Source organism: Mucilaginibacter sp. 3215 (genome assembly GCF_050433785.1).
Taxonomy (GTDB): Bacteria; Bacteroidota; Bacteroidia; order Sphingobacteriales; family Sphingobacteriaceae; genus Mucilaginibacter.
Map to the genome: position 1 here is coordinate 172408 of NZ_JBNPWO010000009.1, position 20946 is coordinate 193353.

Here is a 20946-nt window from a genome sequence, read left to right on the forward strand (position 1 = left end):
TAAAAACATCAACATTTTTAAAAGAAGGTATTTGTTTGCCTGTTAAAGGCGTGTCCCCAGGCCATGTTGTAGAAGACAGACTTGCGAAGTTTTTAAAACTTCGCAAGTCTTCCCCGGCTTTATCATTCCTCCTTAAAAGTCCGGCAGATTCCAAAACTCAGGAACATTTGCTAAAGTTTATCTGGCCTGCTTAGTCTTCAACGCTTCCGCGATCCCTTTTTCAACCAATGGCCCCATTATCCGATATCCTTCAACAGTTGGATGTACACCATCGGCGGCAAGGTTCTTCGGTAAGCCTTTGCGCTCGTCGGCCATGGCGCTATGGTAATCTACATAAACCATTTTATTGGCATCGGCAAAGGCTTTGATCAGGGCGTTAAGCTGGATCACTTTTTGCGCCGGTTCCATCCCGGGGCGCCATGGAAAAGCATAGGCAGGCAGCACCGAACATAATACCACTTTTATGTTGGCAGCTTTGGCCAGCAATGCCATGGATTCGATATTACCAAAAATATCTTCAATAGCTATCGGACCGTTATTTTGGGCGATATCATTTATTCCTGCCAGGATCACTACGGCACCGGGTTTCAGATCTATCACATCCTCACGGAAACGCACCAGCATTTGGGTGGTGGTTTGTCCGCTGATGCCGCGGTCAAAATATGGTTTACCGCTCCAGAAGGTTGAATCCCTGCTGATCCAGAAATCTGTAATGGAATCGCCCATATAAACTACACTTTTAGGGTTTGGAGCTGATGCTTTTATCTTTTCATTATCGGCCTTGTAACGGGTCATGTTTGCCCAGTCTTTATGAAATGCATCTTCCCATTGCTTATGGTAGGCTTCCCATTGATCGGCCCTTTCTTTAACTGTTTTTACTTTAGGGTCTATGGGTTTTAAAAAACCTTTCAGATCGAGCCACTCGTTAAAGCGGTCTATCCAGTTGTCGGTAGGCAGGTTTTGTTTGCGCATGCCAAAACCGTGGCCTCCTTTAGCGTACATATGCAGCTCGGCGCTGTGTTTTGATGCCAGCCATTTGCTATAAAGCTCAATGCTGTGCGGCGCAAGGCCAAGCTGATCATCAGTAGCTGCAGCTATAAACATCGGCGGCGCGTCGTCAGGGATTTTTGAGATCAGTTCTGGAGGCACGTATGCATAAATAGGCGCGTCAAAATCGGGTTTGTTAGCTGCTGTGTAATTGAAAGCTGCGGCACCGGCCAGTGTGCCGCCTGCCGAAAAGCCCATGATCCCGATTCGTTGCGGCGAAACATGGTATTCGGAGGCATGTTCACGCACATAAGTCAGCGCTGCACGCGCGTCAGCGATAGCTAAGGGAATGATAGGCGCTACCTGTTTAGGGAAATCCTTCTGACTCATTTTAGTTACCAGTTCCTTTACAGGGTCGGTAGTAAGGCTATGTGCCAGCCTGTATTTTAGTACAAAACAGGTAACTCCCTGTTTATTGAGCCATTTGGCCACGTCATAGCCCTCGCTGTTGATAGAAAGGGTATGAAAACCGCCGCCCGGGCAAATAACTACCGCCGTACCATTAGCAATAGTTGAATCGGGCAGGAAAACCTTTAGAGAAGGGTGCGTAACGTTGTAAACCACTTTGGTGTTGAAGGCATTTTTATCGCTTTCACCTTCGTCCCAGGTCCAGTTTTCGGAACCGCGGGCCGCGCCGGGGTACAGCGGAATAACTTTTTGCTGGGCCTGTACGCCAAGTGCCGACAATAGGAGTAAGGTGCCTATCAGTTTTAATTTCATGGGAGGTTAATTCAGGTTAAATGTTGATGTACAAAAATAACAGCATTAAGCAAAGAAACAAGATGCCTAAACGTTTTAGCAAAGATAAATCCCGTTTTAATCACAGCATCTGTAACCTCGCTGTAAAATATCTGTTATAAGGTTTAGTGACAGATATTTTCGCTATCTTAAACATTCCTGATTTATATGGCTGCGGCATTTTTCCATATCAAAAAACCTGCTCCGGATTTTGCCGTTGTTAGTTTTGTTTGGGTCCTGCGCTAAACAAAAAAAGATTTTCCAAAGCGATTGCAATACCCCCAGGGGCTATAAAAAAATTTCGTTTACGGAGCTCATCCGTCATATTGAAGAATATGATAAACAATACGTGGAGGTAAGCGGCAAATACAAAGAAGGGAACGAGCAATCGGCGCTTTTTAACGACAGTCTTTTTTCGAGCCATGATTTGCATGATGCTATTTGGGTTGATTTTAGCCAGGATTGCCCGCTATATCTGCCCGGTACCCATATCGGCTTGTTTACTTATAACGATGGGCAGTTTACCAAAATGAACAAACGCAAAGTAACCATCCGCGGCGTGATTGATGCAGGCGATAAGGGGCACTTAAAACAATACAAGGGTACCATTGACAGGATAAGCTTTATCGAGTTGTAAATCCCCGTCCTCACCATAAAACAATGTGATATCCGGGCGGTTTTAACTATAAATATAAACAATAGTTATGGCTATCAACCCAAATGATATACCCGACAATGGCTTTTTTGACGAATCAGATGATGAAGAGATCATCAATCAAAATAAACTAAAAGGCTCAAACACGGTAAAAGATCCGGATGATTGGACAACCGGTGATGAACCCATGACCGGCGCGCAGCACTCCTATCTCAAAACATTATCCGACGAAGCCGGTGAAGAGTTTGACGGATCGCTTACTAAGGCCGAAGCGTCAAAACGGATAGACGAACTGCAGCATAAAACAGGCAGGGGATTAAATAATTAATTAAAAGATACGGATAGCCCGTTGGTTTCGGCAAATGTTTTGAGCATGATTACAGCAGTATGGTTGTTATCGGCAATGTCATTTTTATTTGCCGGATTAAGAAATCCTTCTACATTTTTCAGCAAGCCTGCATTTACTGATGCAAAAGCCATTGACCATTTTGGGAAAATTCTTTCCTCAACCATTCCGGTTATCATCAGGACAATGTTACGATGACGTGAATCAAGTTGGATTGCGTTATAAATTTTGTAAAGGTCTTCTGTTTCGCCCTCAAGCGCCTGTATAAAAGTACCTTCACTGTATAGGAGCATACCGGTGACGTTATGGGCGAAATTTTTTTTTCGTGCTGTTTGCAGCAGGTTCAATAATTCATCATCGCCCATTAACTTTTTAGCGGTACTTATATAAACAAGATATTCCATAGATGAGAAGAAATTTTGCCCCAAGATACGGGAAATTTAGAAACGCAGATTTAATGTTGGGGTTAAATCTCCAGTTTTAAACCGTCATACGCCAGCTCGATACCGGCAGGTAGCTCTTTAGAAACATCAGCATGTTTGCCCAGCCTGTGGCTTATATGCGTAAAGTAAGTAGTCTCTGCCCCAATATCGTTTGCAAAAGCTATGGCTTCTTCAAGCGTAAAGTGGGAGATATGAGTTTCCTTTTGCAGTGCATTGATCACTAATATTTTTGTGCCCTTTATTTTTTCCTTCTCGGCGTCCGGAATCGTTTTGGCATCGGTTAAGTAAGTGAAATCTTTAATCCTGAAGCCTTTTATAGGCAATCTGTAATGGAATACTTCGATAGGGATCAGCTCAACATTGCCGATCATGAAGGGATCAAGCGCAATAATGTGCATGTTTACCTGCGGAATGCCCGGGTAACCAGTGCCATCAAAAATATAGGGAAATTCACGCACAAGGGCTTTTTGCACCCTTTCGTCGGCATAAATATCTATCGGGGCATTTTGTTTGTAATTAAACGCGCGGATATCATCCATGCCGGCAATATGGTCTTTATGCTCATGCGTAAAAACAATAGCGTCAAGGTGCTGTACTTTGGCACGGAGCATCTGATACCTGAAATCGGGGCCCGAATCAATAGCGATAACCTTATCTTCGGCTTCAATTAAAACAGAACTGCGCAGGCGATTATCATGCTTATCTGTTGAGAGGCACACCTCGCAGTTACAAGCAATAACAGGTACACCCTGTGACGTTCCGGTTCCTAAAAACGTTATGGTCACAGCTGCAGTTTTGTTTGTTTAATATCCTGCAAAAATGCAATCTGTTTATCATCGAGCAATTTGTAATCTACCTCAAGTTCACGTAATAATTCAGTTAAGGCAAGGATCTTGCTTTCCAGGTTAGAGAAACGGTTAACAACGATCATTTTACTGTTAAGCAACAGGCAGGCGCCGGTTTTGAAGTTACCCTTTTCATAACGCACCTTGTAACCGGCCGTTTTTAACAGCAGTTCCAGTTTCTCGAGAGTATGGTTAGTCGCGGGTAGCATTAATTTCAAAAGTAGCAAAAATGGGTGTATTTGCCGGGCTTAAATTGGCATTTGCATGTCACATTTGCTAATTTAATTTCTAATTTTATTAACCTGTTATACCCTAAAACCATCCGGATGAAGAACTTACTGCTTACCGTTACAGGCATTGTTTTTAGCATTGCTGTTTATGCCCAGCAAACCAAAACCTATGCCGAAAAGCTTGGCTGGCCTAAAGGTTCACGTGTCATTATTCTGCATGTTGATGATGCCGGGATGTCGCATGAATCAAATGAAGGGGTGGAGAAAGCTATTGGGGATGGTGCTGCCACTTCAACCAGTGTGATGATGCCCTGCCCCTGGGTGCCCGATTTTAAGCATTATATGGATCAGCACCCGGGCATTGATGCAGGGCTGCATTTAACCCTCACTTCCGAATGGCAAAATTACCGCTGGGGCCCGCTTGCGGGTAAGGCAACAGTTCCGGGATTGGTTGATAAAGAAGGTGCTTTCTGGTCCGCGGTGGCTGCTGTTTATTTCAGGGCTACGGGCGACGAGGTAGATAAGGAGATCCGCGCCCAGCTTGACCGTGCCTTAACCATGGGCTTTATACCAACACATCTCGACTCGCATATGGGGACGTTGTTTGCCAAGCCTGCTTTTCTTGAAAAATATATTAACCTGGGGATTGAAAAGAAAATACCTGTAATGCTCCCCGGCGGAGAAGACCTTTTTTACCGTGAGGAAGCAAAAAACGCTACGATTGCCCGGCTTAAAAAAGATGGTAAATACACTGAAGGTATGGCCATACCGGAACCTGCAGAACTGGCAAAAGCGCGTGAACTTGGTGAAATGGTCTGGAAAGGTGGCTTGCCGGTGCTGGACGATCTTGATAATTCAAGCTATGACTGGGCAATGCCCGATATTGAAAAAGCGACCGATAGGGAATTGCAAAAATGGTACACAGATCATTACATCGAAAACTTCGACCGTCTTTCGCCGGGATTAACGATGGTATTAATGCATTGTACACAACCCTCACCTCAGTTTAAAAACATCTGTAACGAAGGCCAGAAACGAAAAGGCGACTTGCTGGCCATGACCGACCCACGCCTGAAAGCTTACCTTAAACAAAAAGGGTTTATTTTAACCACCTGGAAAGAGGTGATGGAACGTAGGGTAAAGGTGGGAAATGAGTAAGTTTGTGGCTTAAATCTATTGTTTCGTGCACATCAATATCTTCGGCGCTTCGGGTTCGGCGTAACCACTTTAGGCAAAGCGTTAAGTAATAAACTTAGCTACCCGTATTTCGACAGCGATCATTATTTCTGGTTCCCATCCGATCCTCCTTTTATTAACCGAAGGCCACCTGAAGAACGAAATGCAATGATCAACAGCGAGATGGCCGGTAATGATAACTGGATCCTTGGGGGCTCTGTTATCAACTGGAATAATAACTGGCAGTTTGATCTGTCGGTATTTTTGTATATCCCGCCAGCCATCAGGATTTGGCGTTTGCAGCAAAGAGAGCTTGAACGTTATGGCGATATTATCTATACCGATAGGGAGCGAAATAAGCTTTATAATGAATTTATTGACTGGGCACGCGGTTATGATGAGCTCATCACCAACAGCCGAAGCCTGCATTCGCATAAGAATTGGATGAAAAAGCTCACAACTCCTTTGCTGATTATAGAAGGTGATACAACTGTTGAGGAAAGGGTAGAGGCTGTTTTAGGGAAAATTAAGGAGTTAATTTTGTAATAAAAACAACTCTTCGCCGCCGCTCGGCTCCTGCCGAGTGGCAACTATCCTGCGGCGTCCCGCCGCCGGGAGCAAATAAATCAGGTGCTTAACGCAGGCCAGAGGCCTGGTAATAGTTGCCACTCGCCAAGAGGCGAGCGGCGGCAAAATAATTAAAAAACGGGAGGTACCCCCCCCCGCTTCAAAATATCTCAATTCTCATGTCTCAGATCTCACATCTGAGACAGATTACCTCAAATCTACCACCTCAACACCCGGGTGGCCTTTGGCATCCCAGGCAAAAGTTGCGTCAGGAGCAGGTACGTTAGGGGTAAAGGTGCGTACGGTATAAGTATACCTGTTGCCGTTTTTATCGAACAATAAAGCACTGTAGAGTTGTTTTTTTACTTTGTCGATGGTAAGCTTCACTTTAAAGATGGCTTTTTTATCATCTTCGGGTGTAAGCTCTATGTTTTGATAAACTTTGCCTGCTATCTTCTGTTCGCCGGTGTACAGGTATTTAAAGCCTTTTTCATACATCGTAAAAATCTGGGCAGGGTTATTTAGTCCGTCGCCGCTTTTGTCGGCATCACTTACCTGTACTTCTTTATCTTTTTTAAGGTATGTCCACTGGGTCTTGCCATCGCTCAAGATCTCTTTGTCTACTTCGGGTTTTGCAGCTGCGCTGTAAAGTGTAACGCGGTATTTGCCGGTTTTTGCCCTCGATATCAGGGTGCCGGTTTGTGTTTCTTTAATATTGGCCTGCTGGTTGTTAAGGCTAAAGGTAAAGTCGGTTTTAATAACATCGTATGAACGGTATTTTTGGCTTACCTGATTTAAAATCGCCTTTGCCTGGCTGTCTTTTTGTGCAAAAGCGGTGCTGTATGTACTTATTGCTAAAATGGTATATGTTATGATCTTTTTCATTCAGTTTTATTCAACAACAACTATTGTTATTAATAGTTATTGGATTAGAGTAAATAAATTTTGCTTGGTTTAATCTTTAATAGGTTTTTGCAGCGTTTCCAGGTAGCGTTCAAGGCTGTATTCGTCGGGATAAAGCACATCGCGGGCTTTGCTGCCTTCAAAAGGGCCTACAATTCCGGCTGCTTCCAACTGGTCGATAATACGGCCCGCGCGGTTGTAGCCCAGTTTCATTTTACGCTGTATGAGTGATGTTGAACCCTGCTGGTGCAATACGATAAGTCGGGCAGCTTCTTCAAACATCGGGTCGCGGTCGTCAGGATCATATTCTTTAGCGCCGCTGCTGGCTTCGCCTTCGCCCACATACTCAGGTAAGTACATAGCCGATGGATAACCTTTTTGGTTGCCGATAAAATCAGATATCGCTTCCACCTCAGGCGTATCCACAAAAGCGCACTGCAAACGGATCAGGTCGCTGCCTGTTGAGAACAGCATATCCCCGCGACCGATCAACTGATCAGCGCCGCCTGCGTCAAGAATGGTGCGAGAATCGATCTTGGAAAGCACCCTGAATGCCAGCCTTGACGGGAAGTTGGCTTTAATAGTGCCGGTAATAATATTAACCGAAGGGCGCTGTGTGGCAATAACCAAGTGGATGCCCACCGCACGGGCCAGCTGTGCGATACGGGCAATAGGCATTTCTACCTCTTTACCGGCGGTCATCATCAAATCGGCAAACTCGTCAATCACCAAAACTATAAAGGGCAGGTAACGGTGTTTTTCGGGATCGCTGATCTTGCGGTTCACAAACTTTGCGTTGTACTCTTTCAGGTTACGCACCTGTGCGTCTTTCAGCAGGTCATATCGCTGGTCCATCTCAATACAAAGCGAATTGAGTGTGTTTACAACCTTTTTGGTATCGGTGATAATGGCGTCACCATCATCAGGTAGTTTGGCCAAAAAGTGCCTTTCTATCTTGCGGAAAAGCGTAAGTTCCACCTTTTTAGGGTCAACCAGTACAAACTTGAGCTCGGCGGGGTGCTTTTTATATAGCAAGGATACCAGGATGGCATTAATACCAACTGATTTACCCTGACCGGTAGCACCTGCAACCAGCAAGTGGGGCATCTTAGCCAAATCGGCAATAAATACTTCGTTAGATATGGTTTTACCTAAAGCGATAGGCAGGTCCATCGTGGTATTCTGGTATTTTTCGGTCGATAGGATAGAGCGCATCGAAACCATCTCGGGATTTTGATTAGGCACTTCAATACCGATGGTCCCCTTGCCAGGCATAGGGGCAATGATACGGATGCCTAATGCGGCTAAACTTAGTGCGATATCATCTTCCAGGTTCTTGATTTTGCTGATCCTAACACCGGGGGCGGGGATGATCTCATATAAGGTAACCGTTGGGCCAATGGTTGCTTTGATCTTATCAATTTCGATGTTATAATGATTGAGCGTTTCAACAATCTTATTCTTGTTGGCCTCCAGCTCTTCGGCATTAACCGAGATCTTGTTTGAACCGTGGTTTTCTAATAACTCCAGGTGCGGAAGTTTGTATGAAGCCAGGTCGAGCTTGTGGTCATATATACCAAATTTGCTTAGCAGGTCATCCTTTTTGGCTTCATCAGCCTGTTCAACACTTAATTCGGGCAATGGCCTGTTGGTATCAATAGTAAGTGGGATTTCTTCCTCCTCTTCCGGCTCGTGTTTAATTGTATTTTCAGGGCGCAACACCACAGGCTCATGATATCCGGGCATTTGCTCCATAGGAGGATGCCGGAGCGGTGATGGAGGTATAAGCGGTTCTTGTACCATGGGCTCGGGCATGATGCTGCTTACATGGGTTTCGCGGATGTTATTATTGCCCCGGGGCCATTCAAGCGGCATTGACGGCTCTTCATCAATCAGTTCAACAGGTTCAGGTGCTATCTCATCAACACTCATAGCTGCAACCGGGCGGTTTTTACGCTGGGGTATTTTAAAGTCGATATTATAGGCTATTACCAATACGGTAAGTGCCAAAAATACCAACAATCCGCCGGTTCCCGCTTCACCTATCTGAGCCGCGAGCAAGCGGTTGCTCCAAAAACCGAAACCGCCTTCAAGGTAGTGGGGATAATCAATCACAAATGAATGAAAATAAGCTATAGCCACAGAAATAAAGACAATGCTGAATAACGAATATGCAAGTGTTTTACGGATAGAAAACAACCTCGCTTTAAAAAGCAGGCGGTACCCTACAACAAAAAATACAAAAATAAACAGGAATGAGGCTACGCCAAACCATTCATAAATAAACTGATTGGATAATAGCGCGCCAAACTTGCCCAGCCAGTTTTGCGCCCTGATGGTCGGATCGCTCAGGTCGGCAATTTCGTGAACGGTAGTGCCTGTTGAAAGGTTATGCCAGCCGCCGTTAGTTTTGGAAATGTAGCTTTGGTCTTCCTGCCAGGTAAACAGGTATGATGTAAAAGCGATGAGGAAAAAAATGGATAATAGCAGTGAAAACAAACCCGCTATTTTAACAGCCTTGCCGTTTTCATAGTCAAAGTCAAAACTGGGCAGTTTAGGTAATTTCCTGCCTGCCACTCGTTCCTTTTCGGCCTTGCCGCCTTGGCGAGGCTGATTTTCTCCCTTGAAATTATTTGATCTAAACTGGTTTCCTTTTGCCGGCATCCTGATGTAACAATCGTTTATGTGCAAACTTACGTAAAATTTCACCTATGTGAACTTTGCAGTTACACCCGGTAAATATTTTATATAAGATTCAGTAACCTGCAAAAAATTACAGGCCGAATGAATATAAAGTTAACAGATTATATAACTTATTGGCAACATTTTTAATTTTTTAGTATAATTGAAAAACAACATTTACCCGTAACATAAACGTAAATTTAACAAAGTGAATATAACAGCGCCGTTAATAGTAAACGCTTTACTTAACTAAGTAATGAGCATAGAAAGACTGGAAGAATATATCGCATCCGCCGATTTAGATAGTATCAATACCCTGCTTGGCCGAGATCCTGCGCTGGCTACTCAAAAAACAAGCCTCAAGGTATCGCCGCTTATGCTTTCGTGCTATTATAAAAAACCGGAGGTTACCGGTTTGCTGTTAAATTATGTAAACGATATCAATTTGTTTGAAGCAGCTGCGGCCGGCAAATTTGATACGGTTGCCCACCTGGTTACTACTAACCCAAATACTCTTGATGATTACGCCGAAGATGGCTTTACTGCTTTAGGGCTTGCCTGTTATTTTGGACAGTTTGATGTTGCGCGCTACCTGGTGCTCAAAGGCGCAAATGTTAACCTGCAATCAAATAATGGTTTCAACGTGTTCCCAATTCATTCGGCGGCGGCAGGTAATTATACTGAGATTGCCCGTATGCTCATTGAAAACGGTGCGAAGGTAAATGTGATACAGCAGGCCGGTGCTACGCCGCTGCATTCGGCCGCGCAAAATGGTAACCTGGAACTCATTATCCTGTTGCTGGAAAACGGTGCCGAGCTTTTTATACGCATGGAAGGTGGCAAACTCCCCGCCGACCTCGCCCGCGAAAAGGGCTTTGAAGAGATAGCCGAAATCTTGAGTTGATGTTTAAACGCTTAATTTTAAATTGGTTAAGTGATAGCTTTTTATCAATGATCTGCGTTTTTTAAGGCTTATCGCATGTTTTTGTGCCGGGTGCTTTTATATATTTGTAATAACCTGAATTATAACAAATGAAAGAAATAGCGCTGCTTATTCACGAAGACATTAATCTTTCAACCATATCGGGCGTATTGGATATGGTGAGACATACTAACCGTTTTTTGGTAGAAAGCGGCAAAACCGAGGCCTTTAGCGTAATGCTTGTAGGTGAAAAAATAAATAATAACCTGCTTTATTTCCCTGCCCAGTTTACCGGTTTTAAAACCATTGATGAGATCAAAGATGTCGACCTGGTAATAGCCCCGGCGTTTTATGGTCCGCCTGATTTGGTGATGCGTAAAAACAAAAACCTGATTGATTTTATAAGGAACATGTACAATAAGGGCGCGGAAGTGGCCAGCCTGTGTTTCGGCAGTTATTTTTTGGCCGAAGCGGGTGTGCTTAACGGCAAACCCTGTACTACACATTGGGTTGCTGTTGATGATATGAAACGCCGCTATCCGGATGTGAATATTTTACCCGATATGGTAACCACCGATAAAGACGGGACTTATACCAGTGGCGGTGCTTTTTCAAGCATGAACCTGATCCTGTACCTGATTGAAAAATATTGCGGCAGGGATACCGGCATTTGGGCCAGCAAAATGTTTTCGCTGGATATTGACCGTACCAGCCAGGCGCACTTTAAAGTGTTTGAAGGGCAGCATCAGCATGAAGATCAGGAAATTATGCGCTCGCAGTTGTTTATCGAAAATAATTATCATCTGCCTATTTCAGTAGAGGAGATTGCCGGACAAACCAATATGAGCAAGCGTAATTTCATTCGCCGGTTTAAAAGCGCCACGCAGAATACACCAATGGAATACCTGCAAAAGGTAAAGATCGAATCGGTAAAAAAAGGATTGGAGAAAACCAATTTCAATATCAGTGAGCTGATGTATAAGGTTGGGTATAATGATTTAAAGACATTCAGAAAGATCTTTAAACGGATAACAGGCTTAACCCCGCAGGACTACAGGAGTAAGTACTGCCGCAGGGCAGTGCTGGAGAATTAAAGATGAAGTATTTAAAATAAAAGACATGTCATTGTGAGTGTTTAAACCCGGAGGCCTCTGAAGGTTAGATGACAAAGAGGGCCTGTCAGTCTGAGCCTGTCGAAGACTCGTGCGCAGAGGCCTGCCCGCCATACTTCGACAGGCTCAGTATGACACCCCCTTTTTTAAGTTGTCATAGGTAGGAGGAATGACGGCTGTGCATTCGTTTAGTTGCCACGTTTCTTCGCAATGACATGGTTTTAAAAGTACTTTTAAACCATTTCTTCTTTTTCGCCCTGCTTCACAGCTTTTTTTTCCTGGTTATTTTCCTTCTCCCCAAGCGATTCAAAATAGGCCTTTTTAACCACTGTTGTCATTTTATGATCGCCGGTATGGCTCCAGCCGGGTGGCATTATAACGTACAGAAACTTGTTTTTAATACCGGGCGCCTTGCGTACATCTTTGGCCAGCGCTATGATCTCGCCAAAATAAGCATCCAAAAAGCTGTTTTTAATCATGGGGCGACTGATGCCATATTCAATAGGGATCTTGCGGTCTTCATTTTGGAAGGTGCCGAAAACTTTATCCCATATCGGTAACAGGTTACAGAAATTGGTATCCATATATAATGGATTACGCGCATGATGTACCCTGTGATGCGATGGCGTAAGTACGATTCTGTTCAGGAAGCCAAGACGCCCATCTTCAATAAGGTTTTCACCAATGTGGATCATTGATCCCCAAAAGCCATCCACAAACATGATCACGAGTAACATTGGAAAATTAACACCCAGGAGAATACAGATGCTGGTGCGGATGAGATCGGCATAGGGTGCTTCAAGGAAAAAATGGGCGAAAGTAACAGAAAGGTTCATGCTTTCGGGCGCGTGATGGGTTGAGTGGAGGCACCACAGGAGCCTCACCTTATGCGCAAGATAGTGATACCAAAAATGTGCAAACTCCCATACTATGTACCCGTAAATAAACCAGTACCAGGTAAACGTTGTTTTAAAAATAGCAAACCGCGAAAAAAAGCCGACGCAAAATCCCACCATGGCAATGGAAAGTACGCTTGCTATAAAAGCATTTAGCACATATGTCCAAAAAGAGATCTTGTAATGGATCACTTTGAATTTTTTATAGAAAGCCCCCCTGATGATTTCAAACACCAGCAATACAGGTAGCATTGGGCCTAACAAAGCCGTAATACCATCATAGGTAAGTAGTTTGCCATAATCGCCCGATTTGATGATGGTATACAATCCGCCGAGGCCGAAAAATCCAGTAATATGCTCGTATATCGCTTTTAAAAAATCCATATCAAAAATTAGGTTTACCGGTAAAATGTTTTATTCAAATTTAGGAAAATTAATTTGTATATATGTAGGTACATGTAAATTCTTTGAACGAGTATTAACATCACACATCACGGCTGACCTGCCTGTGCTCTTCGGTCCTTTTTATTATCACTGATAAATTAGCTTATTAAAAAAATGAAAAGAAATGATGGAACATCAAATAAAAAGGGTAGCGAGTGTAATGATGTCAGGAGTGAGTAACTCTGCATCAATCCCGAAACAATCCATTAACAGCAAGGTTATTTCTATAAATTTGCCTCAAAAAATCATCTGATATGAAATCATTTAACCGCGCTTTTGTATTATTTTTAGTGTGTATGATCCGGTACAGTTTAGTTAACGCCCAATCAACACCTATGACCCAAACTTCTGCCAGCAATCCACTGCAAAATAACCGGATCAAAATTGATTCCCTCGATAAAAAACTTATAGCCTTATTGGGCGAACGCGAGAGGGTAGTAAAAGAGATCGGCATCTATAAAGCAAAAAACAATATTCCTGCCCTTCAGTCCGACCGTTTTAAACAGGTACTGGAAAAAACTGTCGAAGCCGGAAAACAGGAAGGGCTCTCCGCCACATTCATTACCGAACTTATGAACGCTATCCATAAAGAAAGCCTGCGCATTGAGGAAGAAATTAAGGCTCAAAAACAATAGCCGGTGTAAAAAATACACTATAATTTAAAATGCATTTTAGCGCATCAAATTTGTAAGCAATTTCTATATGAGTTATCGTTCAATGTGTTTATTATCAATTGATTAAATTAAGATAAAATTTGGTATTAAGGCGTATCAATTTGCCCGGCACGACCTTTTGAGGTGATAATTTATATCGTGATTTTTGCTTTTTTTTAATTAAGTTTAATAAATTTGACAACTCCGGTTAGCCACAGTCCAGGCTTGTAACCAAGCCGGTAAGCCTATTAATTAAACTCATGCAAAAAAAGTATTTAATTGCCTGTTTGATCGCGGGCGGATTATTAAAGATTGGCTTTGTCAGCGCTCAGGGTAAAGCGCCTTATTCAGTAACGGGCAAATCGGTCAAGGTGATTGTCTCTGAGCAAAAGGCCGGGTATAAATTTAAAGAAACCGAAACCCTGAAGTTTGCAGATAAGCCTCAACCCGCGGAAACAGAGGTGGCAGTTTTTATTGATCCGGCCAAAACATTCCAAACGATGATTGGAATTGGCGGTGCGCTTACAGATGCGGCAGCCGAAACCTATGCTAAACTGCCAAAAGATAAACAAAAAGAATTTTTAACCGCTTACTATGATAAAGCCAAAGGCATTGGTTACTCCTTTGGTCGCACCAATATTCAAAGCTGTGATTTTTCGAGCGATAGTTACAGCTATGTAAAAGATGGTGATAAGGACTTAAAAACCTTTGATATCAGTCATGATAAAACCTACCGGATTCCTTTTATTAAAGCGGCCGCAGCGGCTGCGGGAGGTAAACTGACCATGTTTGTATCACCCTGGAGCCCTCCCGCTTTTATGAAAGATAATAACGATGTACTGCATGGAGGTAAGCTCAAAAAGGAATTTGATCAAAGCTGGGCCAACTTTTACGTTAAGTTTATTAAAGCTTATGAAAAAGAAGGTGTCCCTATATGGGGCCTTTCGGTACAAAACGAACCGATGGCTAAGCAAACATGGGAATCATGCATGTATACTGCCGAAGAGGAGCGTGATTTTGTAAAGAACTTTTTAGGCCCAACCTTGCAAAAACAAGGCCTGGCCAATAAAAAACTGATAGTTTGGGACCATAACCGAGATTTGCTTTACCAACGCGCCAGTACTATCCTGGAAGATCCGGCAGCGGCCAAATACATCTGGGGTATCGGTTTCCATTGGTATGAAACCTGGACCGGGGCAGGCCAAAATTTTGAAGCTACCCGCCGTACCCATGAAGCATTCCCGGGCAAAAACCTGGTATTTACCGAAGGTTGTATCGAAAAATTTGATTTCAACAAGATCAATGACTGGTCGCTTGGCGAACGTTACGGCCTTTCAATGATCAATGACTTTAATGCCTATACCGTTGCCTGGACCGACTGGAACGTACTGCTTGATGAAAAAGGCGGGCCAAATCACGTAGGTAACTTTTGCTTTGCCCCGGTACATGCCGACCTACGTAACGGAAGCCTCATCTACACCAGTTCATACTATTACATCGGCCATTTCTCCAAATATATCCATCCCGGTGCAAAACGCATTAGCGCGGTGGCCAGCAGGGACAAGTTGTTAACTACCGCTTACCAAAACCCCGATGGCTCAATTGCGGTGGTGGTAATGAACAAAACCGACGAAAAAATAGATTATAGCCTTTGGATAAAAGGAAAAGCGGCAGGCACTACTGCTCTGCCGCACTCAATTGCTACACTTATAGTGAAGTAATCTTTATAAAAATCTTTAGTTTAATCAATCAACTAAATCTCTGGTATGGTGGGTCATTTATGATCCACCATTATCATTACCGGGAAGTGGTCGCTGGGCTCCTTAGCCTCATATTTATCCGATCCTTTAGCCTTTGCCCTGTAGGTATCTGTTAAGATCCCGTATCTCTTTACCGTAAAATCTTTGGTGACAAAAATATGATCGATGCGGCCGCTGGTTTTACCATTAGCATCGAAATCATTAAAAGTACCATTGGTAGCATATTTTATGGGCGATAGCTCATAGCTATCCTTCAACGTCCCCGAGTTATTGATTACAGCGTAGCTGTCAGACGTTTGATCAACATTAAAATCGCCTGATAAAATAGCAGGCGCGTTACCGCCTAACTCTTTCGCTTTTTTCAATACCAGCTTTGCGCTCTCACGGCGGGCAACAACACCTATATGGTCCATATGCAGGTTAAAGTAGTAAAACTTGTAACCGCTTTTTATCTCCTGGAAATATCCCCATGAGCAGATCCTTGGAAGTGCGGCATCCCACCCTTTGTTGGGCTTGTTGGTAATCGGCGCCATCCAGAAATCGCCATGTTTCAACAGTTTAAATTTATCCTTTTTGTAAAAAATGGCCGAGAACTCTCCGGCAGTTTTACCATCATCACGGCCTATACCGGTATAAGCGTACTGGGGCATGGCCTGTTTTAAACCATTAAGCTGGTGTACCAAGCCTTCCTGGGTGCCAAAAATATCCCAGTCATGAAAGCGGATGAGCTGCGTTATAACCGGCAGGCGCTGTTTCCAGCCATTGCCTCGTACAGAATCATCATTTGTAGCATTATCATTGCGCAAATTATAGGTAGCTATAGTGAGCTGATGCTGGCCATAGCTTGCTGAAACAGAAAGTATAGCCATAAATAATAAAGAAAGCAGTTTTTTCATAGTAATAATTAGATAAGATGCCACCGGCACTTGAACAAAGTTAAAAGTAAATACTACGTTATAATATATGTTACGCGCTGAAGATTATTTAACCGGCGAAAACCTACAATGGTTAAAAAATTTGTAGGCCGGGATTAATTCTATTCAGAATTTAAAGAAACATGCAAGGACGCCGATAACAAGCTTAGCTTGGCATTAGCTGGTATCGCTACTATCCCGAACATTGGCGGGTGAGTTTACTCAAACACTACCGTTTTGTTCTTATACACAAATACCCGGTCTTCAAAAACAAGCTTTAGGGCCTTGGCTAATACGGCAGTTTCCACTTCCTGCCCGGCTTTTACCATGTCTGTCCAGCTATATGAGTGGTTTACCGGCACAATTTGCTGAGCAATGATCGGCCCTTCGTCCAACTCATTTGATACGTAGTGCGCCGTTGCCCCTATTAGTTTCACTCCCCGTTCAAACGCCTGCTTATAGGGGTTGGCACCTATAAACGCCGGTAAAAACGAGTGATGGATATTAATGATCTTCATCGGAAATTCAGCCACAAATTGGGGCGACAGGATCCGCATAAATTTAGCCAGTACCACGTAATCAGGAGGATATTGTTTAATGGTACCAATCACCTTTTGTTCAAATTCGGCCTTGCTTACCTGTTCATGGCTGATGTGATAAAAAGGAACGTCAAATCGCTCGCATATGTTTTGCAGTTTGGCGTGATTGCCGATAACACATTGCACACTTGCGCCCAGGGTATTAAAGTGGTTACGCACCAGGATATCGCTCAGGCAATGATACTCTTTGGTAGCCAGTACAACCACCTTCTTCACGGGCTCTGGGTTTACTGAAATATAAGCCCCTTCGGGCAGTATTTTACGTAATGAATCTTCGAGGCCGGTGTCGTCGCCTTGTTCAACTTCCAGGCGCGTAAAAAAAACATTTTCGTTATGATCAACATGCTCACGCATGGAAACTATATTGAGCAGGTGTTTAGCTAATGTTGCAGATATGGCCGCTACAAGGCCCACTTTGTCTTTACACTGTATTACAATAATCATGGTTTAATGATACAAAGAATTTTGCTGAATATACAACAGGCATTTCCCTTTAAATTATTTTACAACTTATTGTAGCAAAGCCATGTGCTGTACCGTAAGGTATCTTATAAACCCACAATTATGAAAATTATCCTGTTAGCGGCATCCGTAATTTTATTAGGTAGTATAACCGCCTGCAATAAAGGCGACCTTCCCAGCCCGGGCAGCAGCAGTATAGTTGGAAAATGGCGCTGGGTAAAATCAGTTGGCGGTATTGGCGGCTTTACCGTTACGCCACAAAGCAGCGGCTACAATATTCGAAATGAATTTTATCCTGATAGCAGTTTCAAAAGGTTCCAAAACGACGTGCTGCAGATCAGCGGCAATTTCCGCACTACTCCAAACTATCAATATAGCCCAACAGAAAAGGCAGATATATTATTGCTCTCCGGGCCTACGCTTGATACGCGCCCGGTTTCATACCTCATCAGGCACGATACGCTTTACCTGAATGAAATTTATATAGCCGATGGGTTTAATGAGGTATACGTACGGATGAAATGATTGCCGTTACTTATCCCGGCAACGCTATGCTCATTGCCTCCTCTCTAAATACGCATAAAGAGAGGAGGGTATTTTTTCTTACCCTCTTTGCAAAGAGAGGGAGACTGACTGAGTGAGTAAACGGTAAGCTACGCTTACCCTATATAATAGTTACTTAGCGTAATGCCCTATCTTCATCATATCCCGTACAGCGCTTGCTAATGAAATCTTCTCGTTATTATCAAGTTCCTTTTTCTTTTCGCCGTCATTAAACTGATAGGTAATACGTCCGTTATAATCGCTTTCGGCACTTATTTCAAAGTCATTATTTTTGTATTTTACCTTCCCATTGGGCGAGATCCTGCTGATGCCCGTGCTATCAGCGGTAAAATACACGTGCCCCCAGTATTCAATCCGTCTTTCTCTGCCATCAGCGTTTTCAGAAATCACTGTATGCCTTCCGCCTATGTGGCAGGCATCTAATAAGGCTATCAAACCCATGACAACTAATACATAACCTAATAATTTTTTCATGTTGTTGTTTTTTTAATGTTGATTATTTTAATTGACGCTGCTCTTTGGTGTTGAGCAGTTTTATAAAGCAGGAGCCGAGCGATACAAACCAAGCCGACCAACCCAGGTGGGCCAATCTTTGAATAAGCCCGGTATAATTGTTTTGAATAGTAGCCGAAGGAATGAAGCGGATAAAGATGAGCAGCATAATACCCAGGCTTAATAGCGAAAGCTTCCTGATCTGTCTAAACTCCTCTCCCCGCCATAAAATAGCGGAAAGCAGCGCACCTGCGTAAAGCAGTAAAAACACCGGCCCGGATGCCGAATGCAGCGGGTTGCCTGCATGAAATATAGCCGCCCAGCCAAACATGATAGGGAAACCTATCACCCCAAACACCGGCAGGATATTAAGCCCCAACTGGCTGCAAGCAATAAACAGGCCCGCCATAAAAAACACGCTGAGCACTGTATTGAGCAGCGTAAATGTTTCCATCAGCGTTTCAGATTTTGTGCCGATAGCGCCCAGCTCGCTGATTGTATTGCTGAAATGATTGTAATTACCATGCACAAACCCGCAAACAATGGTTGAAAGCCAAAATACAATGGGAATAATGATGCCGGTATAGAGTAGCGGTTTAGTGTCCATTTTAATAATATTCAACTTGTTTTTCTTTCGATTAAAACAAAGTTAATATTAAACATGGTACTATACAATACATAGTACTATATTTTTTATTTTATTTTTTCAAGACTGTTTAATGGCTTCGCCAAAATGTGTTAGTTTAAAAAATGGATTGACGAAACCTGAATTGATTTCGACGCACTTCGCTCTTGTCAGATAAGGAGGAGGCAATGCAGCGTAATATCACAGAGATGAAACAGATACCGGTTATACCCATGCATTTATTCACCATCACAAAAATGTGCTAACTTCGCGGCATGTATCAGTTGATAAAACCCATCCTGTTTAAGTTCGATCCGGAAAATGTGCATTACTTTGTTACCCGCAACCTGAAGCGCTTTAATCGTTTTCCGGGTGGTGCATCGTTAAGTAAAGCGATGTGGGATGTAAAAGATCCGAAGCTTGAACGCGAGGTTTTTGGTCTGAAGTTCAGAAACCCGGTTGGCCTGGCTGCAGGTTTTGATAAAAACGCGGAAATGATGGGCGAAATGGCCAACCTTGGCTTTGGTTTTGTTGAGATTGGGACTGTTACACCGCTGCCGCAACCTGGTAACGAAAAGCCGCGCATGTTCCGCCTACCGGCAGATAGCGCGCTCATTAACCGCATGGGTTTCAATAACTTTGGTGTAGACATAGCTGCCGAACGAATCGCCGCCTTCAGGCGCGATCCGAAAAATATCAACAAACAACTGATCATTGGCGGCAACATTGGTAAAAACAAGGTTACCCCTAACGAGGATGCTGTTAGTGACTACATTAAATGCTTTGACCGCCTGTTTGATGTAGTTGATTATTTTGTAGTAAACGTAAGTTCACCCAATACCCCGGGCTTGCGCGCCCTGCAGGAAAAAGGCCCTTTGATGGAAATTTTGAATACATTACAGCAACGTAATAGTAAAAACGGTATCAGCAGACCTATTCTGCTAAAAATAGCGCCTGATTTAACTGATTCCCAACTGGATGATATTGTTGACATCGTACAGCAAACAGGTATAGCTGGAGTAATAGCCACTAATACTACTATCAGCCGGGAAAGCCTGTCATCGCCGTTAAAAGAAGAAACCGGCGGGTTGAGCGGTAAACCGCTTACCAAACGCTCAACAGAAGTGATTGCATATCTGCATAAAAAATCTAACGGGTCGTTCCCCATCATCGGAGTAGGGGGGATTCACTCTGCCGAAGATGCCATTGAGAAATTAAACGCGGGTGCTTCATTGGTACAATTGTATACCGGTTTTATTTATGAAGGACCTGGCTTGATTGGAAGGATTAACAGGAAGCTTCTGAACCGTGATTCTTAGGATTTGAGGATTACCCTGAAATATACATTTTGATGCCGGATATTCCGTTTCCTCGCGGAGACCTTATGCCTTTTAGTTTATTGAATGATATTTTTGTCTGAATCCGTAAGGACATGGGCTTTGGAAGAAAATATCAAGTCCATCCTCAAATCCTAAAAATCATGGTTCAAAATCAAGGATACAAAAAAAGTCCCACCGAAACCGGCAGGACTTTAAGCTTTTTCTTCCGAAGAAAGAGAGAATTATTTGCCTAATGCGATATCTAAAGCTGCATTGTTTTTAGCTATCTGGCTGTGTTTTGACTCAGCAGAACGGCTTCCGTATTCAAGGTTAGTAGCCAGTTTCAAGAACTGTACTTCTAAGCGTGAAAAAGTTTTATTTCTCCTGTCTTTTCTTTTTAAACGAGTAACGCCCATTGTCTTTTATTTTAAATTTTTTTAACCCTGAGGTCGGAAGCGGATTCGAACCGCTGTAAAAGGTTTTGCAGACCTCTGCCTAGCCACTCGGCCATCCGACCCTTTTTTAAGGACTGCAAAGATAGTAATTATTTTT

Annotated in this window: 22 protein-coding genes and 1 tRNA gene; 10 read left to right on the top strand and 13 right to left on the bottom strand. The window is 43.3% G+C overall.

All coding sequences use genetic code 11. The annotated features are described in order from the left end of the window. Nucleotides 1-177 precede the first annotated feature (177 nt). Nucleotides 178-1767, bottom strand: a complete 1590-nt coding sequence (locus ABIC84_RS16490) for a GDSL-type esterase/lipase family protein (RefSeq protein WP_429264272.1) — start codon at nucleotides 1765-1767, stop codon at nucleotides 178-180. Between the two features lie 229 nt (nucleotides 1768-1996). Between ABIC84_RS16490 and ABIC84_RS16495 the strand changes: the two genes are divergently transcribed. Both ABIC84_RS16495 and ABIC84_RS16500 read left to right on the top strand, forming a co-directional pair. Further along, a complete protein-coding gene (locus ABIC84_RS16495) occupies nucleotides 1997-2422 on the top strand; it encodes a hypothetical protein (protein ID WP_429264273.1) in 426 nt (141 codons plus the stop codon). A gap of 67 nt (nucleotides 2423-2489) precedes the next feature. Further along, nucleotides 2490-2768 (top strand): DUF3072 domain-containing protein, encoded by a 279-nt coding sequence (locus ABIC84_RS16500; RefSeq protein WP_090527829.1) that lies wholly within the window; start codon nucleotides 2490-2492, stop codon nucleotides 2766-2768. Here the strand turns inward: ABIC84_RS16500 and ABIC84_RS16505 are convergent. The 3 genes from ABIC84_RS16505 to ABIC84_RS16515 all read right to left on the bottom strand — a co-directional run bounded on the left by ABIC84_RS16505 (nucleotide 2765) and on the right by ABIC84_RS16515 (nucleotide 4283). Next, entirely contained in the window at nucleotides 2765-3190 is a 426-nt protein-coding gene (locus ABIC84_RS16505; protein WP_426585620.1) for a BLUF domain-containing protein, read from the bottom strand. The two genes, ABIC84_RS16500 and ABIC84_RS16505, sit on opposite strands and share 4 nt — an antisense overlap. 62 nt (nucleotides 3191-3252) lie before the next feature. Next, nucleotides 3253-4014, bottom strand: coding sequence for an MBL fold metallo-hydrolase (locus tag ABIC84_RS16510; RefSeq protein ID WP_426585622.1), 762 nt, complete (start codon nucleotides 4012-4014; stop codon nucleotides 3253-3255). Next, complete coding sequence (locus ABIC84_RS16515; RefSeq protein WP_188834027.1) at nucleotides 4011-4283, bottom strand: hypothetical protein; 273 nt, start codon at nucleotides 4281-4283, stop codon at nucleotides 4011-4013. The genes ABIC84_RS16510 and ABIC84_RS16515 overlap by 4 nt, the downstream gene beginning before the upstream one ends. 117 nt (nucleotides 4284-4400) lie before the next feature. Between ABIC84_RS16515 and ABIC84_RS16520 the strand changes: the two genes are divergently transcribed. Both ABIC84_RS16520 and ABIC84_RS16525 read left to right on the top strand, forming a co-directional pair. Then, nucleotides 4401-5462 carry a polysaccharide deacetylase family protein gene (locus ABIC84_RS16520; protein WP_429264274.1) on the top strand — a complete coding sequence of 354 codons (1062 nt, stop codon included), beginning with the start codon at nucleotides 4401-4403 and terminating at the stop codon, nucleotides 5460-5462. Between the two features lie 18 nt (nucleotides 5463-5480). Then, on the top strand, nucleotides 5481-6026 hold the full coding sequence (locus ABIC84_RS16525) for an adenylate kinase (protein ID WP_429264275.1): 546 nt from the start codon (nucleotides 5481-5483) through the stop codon (nucleotides 6024-6026). A gap of 228 nt (nucleotides 6027-6254) precedes the next feature. On the opposite strand, the gene ABIC84_RS16530 is transcribed toward ABIC84_RS16525, so the two are convergent. Together ABIC84_RS16530 and ABIC84_RS16535 are read right to left on the bottom strand one after the other, a co-directional pair. Then, the gene (locus tag ABIC84_RS16530) at nucleotides 6255-6932 is read right to left on the bottom strand and encodes a LolA family protein (protein ID WP_429264276.1); all 678 of its coding nucleotides are present in this window, start codon (nucleotides 6930-6932) and stop codon (nucleotides 6255-6257) included. A 69-nt stretch (nucleotides 6933-7001) separates the two neighbouring features. After that, nucleotides 7002-9614, bottom strand: coding sequence for a DNA translocase FtsK 4TM domain-containing protein (locus ABIC84_RS16535; RefSeq protein ID WP_429264295.1), 2613 nt, complete (start codon nucleotides 9612-9614; stop codon nucleotides 7002-7004). A 274-nt stretch (nucleotides 9615-9888) separates the two neighbouring features. On the opposite strand from ABIC84_RS16535, the gene ABIC84_RS16540 reads away from it, so the two are divergent. Further along, nucleotides 9889-10536 (top strand): ankyrin repeat domain-containing protein, encoded by a 648-nt coding sequence (locus ABIC84_RS16540; protein ID WP_429264277.1) that lies wholly within the window; start codon nucleotides 9889-9891, stop codon nucleotides 10534-10536. A 128-nt stretch (nucleotides 10537-10664) separates the two neighbouring features. Then, complete coding sequence (locus ABIC84_RS16545; RefSeq protein WP_188833915.1) at nucleotides 10665-11648, top strand: GlxA family transcriptional regulator; 984 nt, start codon at nucleotides 10665-10667, stop codon at nucleotides 11646-11648. Between the two features lie 251 nt (nucleotides 11649-11899). Here ABIC84_RS16545 and ABIC84_RS16550 read toward each other — a convergent pair whose 3' ends face one another. Further along, nucleotides 11900-12946 (bottom strand): sterol desaturase family protein, encoded by a 1047-nt coding sequence (locus tag ABIC84_RS16550; RefSeq protein ID WP_429264278.1) that lies wholly within the window; start codon nucleotides 12944-12946, stop codon nucleotides 11900-11902. A gap of 314 nt (nucleotides 12947-13260) precedes the next feature. On the opposite strand from ABIC84_RS16550, the gene ABIC84_RS16555 reads away from it, so the two are divergent. Together ABIC84_RS16555 and ABIC84_RS16560 are read left to right on the top strand one after the other, a co-directional pair. After that, nucleotides 13261-13641 carry a chorismate mutase gene (locus ABIC84_RS16555; RefSeq protein ID WP_176628568.1) on the top strand — a complete coding sequence of 127 codons (381 nt, stop codon included), beginning with the start codon at nucleotides 13261-13263 and terminating at the stop codon, nucleotides 13639-13641. 278 nt (nucleotides 13642-13919) lie between these two features. Then, the gene (locus ABIC84_RS16560) at nucleotides 13920-15380 is read left to right on the top strand and encodes a glycoside hydrolase family 30 protein (protein WP_429264279.1); all 1461 of its coding nucleotides are present in this window, start codon (nucleotides 13920-13922) and stop codon (nucleotides 15378-15380) included. Between the two features lie 53 nt (nucleotides 15381-15433). On the opposite strand, the gene ABIC84_RS16565 is transcribed toward ABIC84_RS16560, so the two are convergent. After that, complete coding sequence (locus tag ABIC84_RS16565; protein ID WP_429264280.1) at nucleotides 15434-16315, bottom strand: endonuclease/exonuclease/phosphatase family protein; 882 nt, start codon at nucleotides 16313-16315, stop codon at nucleotides 15434-15436. A gap of 236 nt (nucleotides 16316-16551) precedes the next feature. Beyond that, nucleotides 16552-17376, bottom strand: coding sequence for a formyltetrahydrofolate deformylase (purU, locus tag ABIC84_RS16570; RefSeq protein ID WP_426585643.1), 825 nt, complete (start codon nucleotides 17374-17376; stop codon nucleotides 16552-16554). A gap of 120 nt (nucleotides 17377-17496) precedes the next feature. Here purU and ABIC84_RS16575 point away from each other — a divergent pair, with 120 nt between their 5' ends. Next, nucleotides 17497-17919 (top strand): hypothetical protein, encoded by a 423-nt coding sequence (locus ABIC84_RS16575; RefSeq protein WP_429264281.1) that lies wholly within the window; start codon nucleotides 17497-17499, stop codon nucleotides 17917-17919. A gap of 150 nt (nucleotides 17920-18069) precedes the next feature. On the opposite strand, the gene ABIC84_RS16580 is transcribed toward ABIC84_RS16575, so the two are convergent. After that, the gene (locus tag ABIC84_RS16580; RefSeq protein ID WP_429264282.1) at nucleotides 18070-18432 is read right to left on the bottom strand and encodes a hypothetical protein; all 363 of its coding nucleotides are present in this window, start codon (nucleotides 18430-18432) and stop codon (nucleotides 18070-18072) included. Nucleotides 18433-18454: 22 nt separating this feature from the next. Further along, nucleotides 18455-19057: a DUF998 domain-containing protein gene (locus tag ABIC84_RS16585; protein ID WP_429264283.1), complete on the bottom strand. Its 603-nt coding sequence runs from the start codon at nucleotides 19055-19057 to the stop codon at nucleotides 18455-18457. A 293-nt stretch (nucleotides 19058-19350) separates the two neighbouring features. On the opposite strand from ABIC84_RS16585, the gene ABIC84_RS16590 reads away from it, so the two are divergent. Then, a complete protein-coding gene (locus ABIC84_RS16590) occupies nucleotides 19351-20394 on the top strand; it encodes a quinone-dependent dihydroorotate dehydrogenase (protein WP_429264284.1) in 1044 nt (347 codons plus the stop codon). Between the two features lie 242 nt (nucleotides 20395-20636). Here the strand turns inward: ABIC84_RS16590 and ABIC84_RS16595 are convergent, their stop codons facing one another. Then, complete coding sequence (locus ABIC84_RS16595) at nucleotides 20637-20810, bottom strand: spore protein (RefSeq protein WP_090527770.1); 174 nt, start codon at nucleotides 20808-20810, stop codon at nucleotides 20637-20639. 30 nt (nucleotides 20811-20840) lie between these two features. Next, a tRNA-Cys gene (locus ABIC84_RS16600) sits at nucleotides 20841-20911 on the bottom strand. Between the last annotated feature and the right edge of the window lie 35 nt (nucleotides 20912-20946).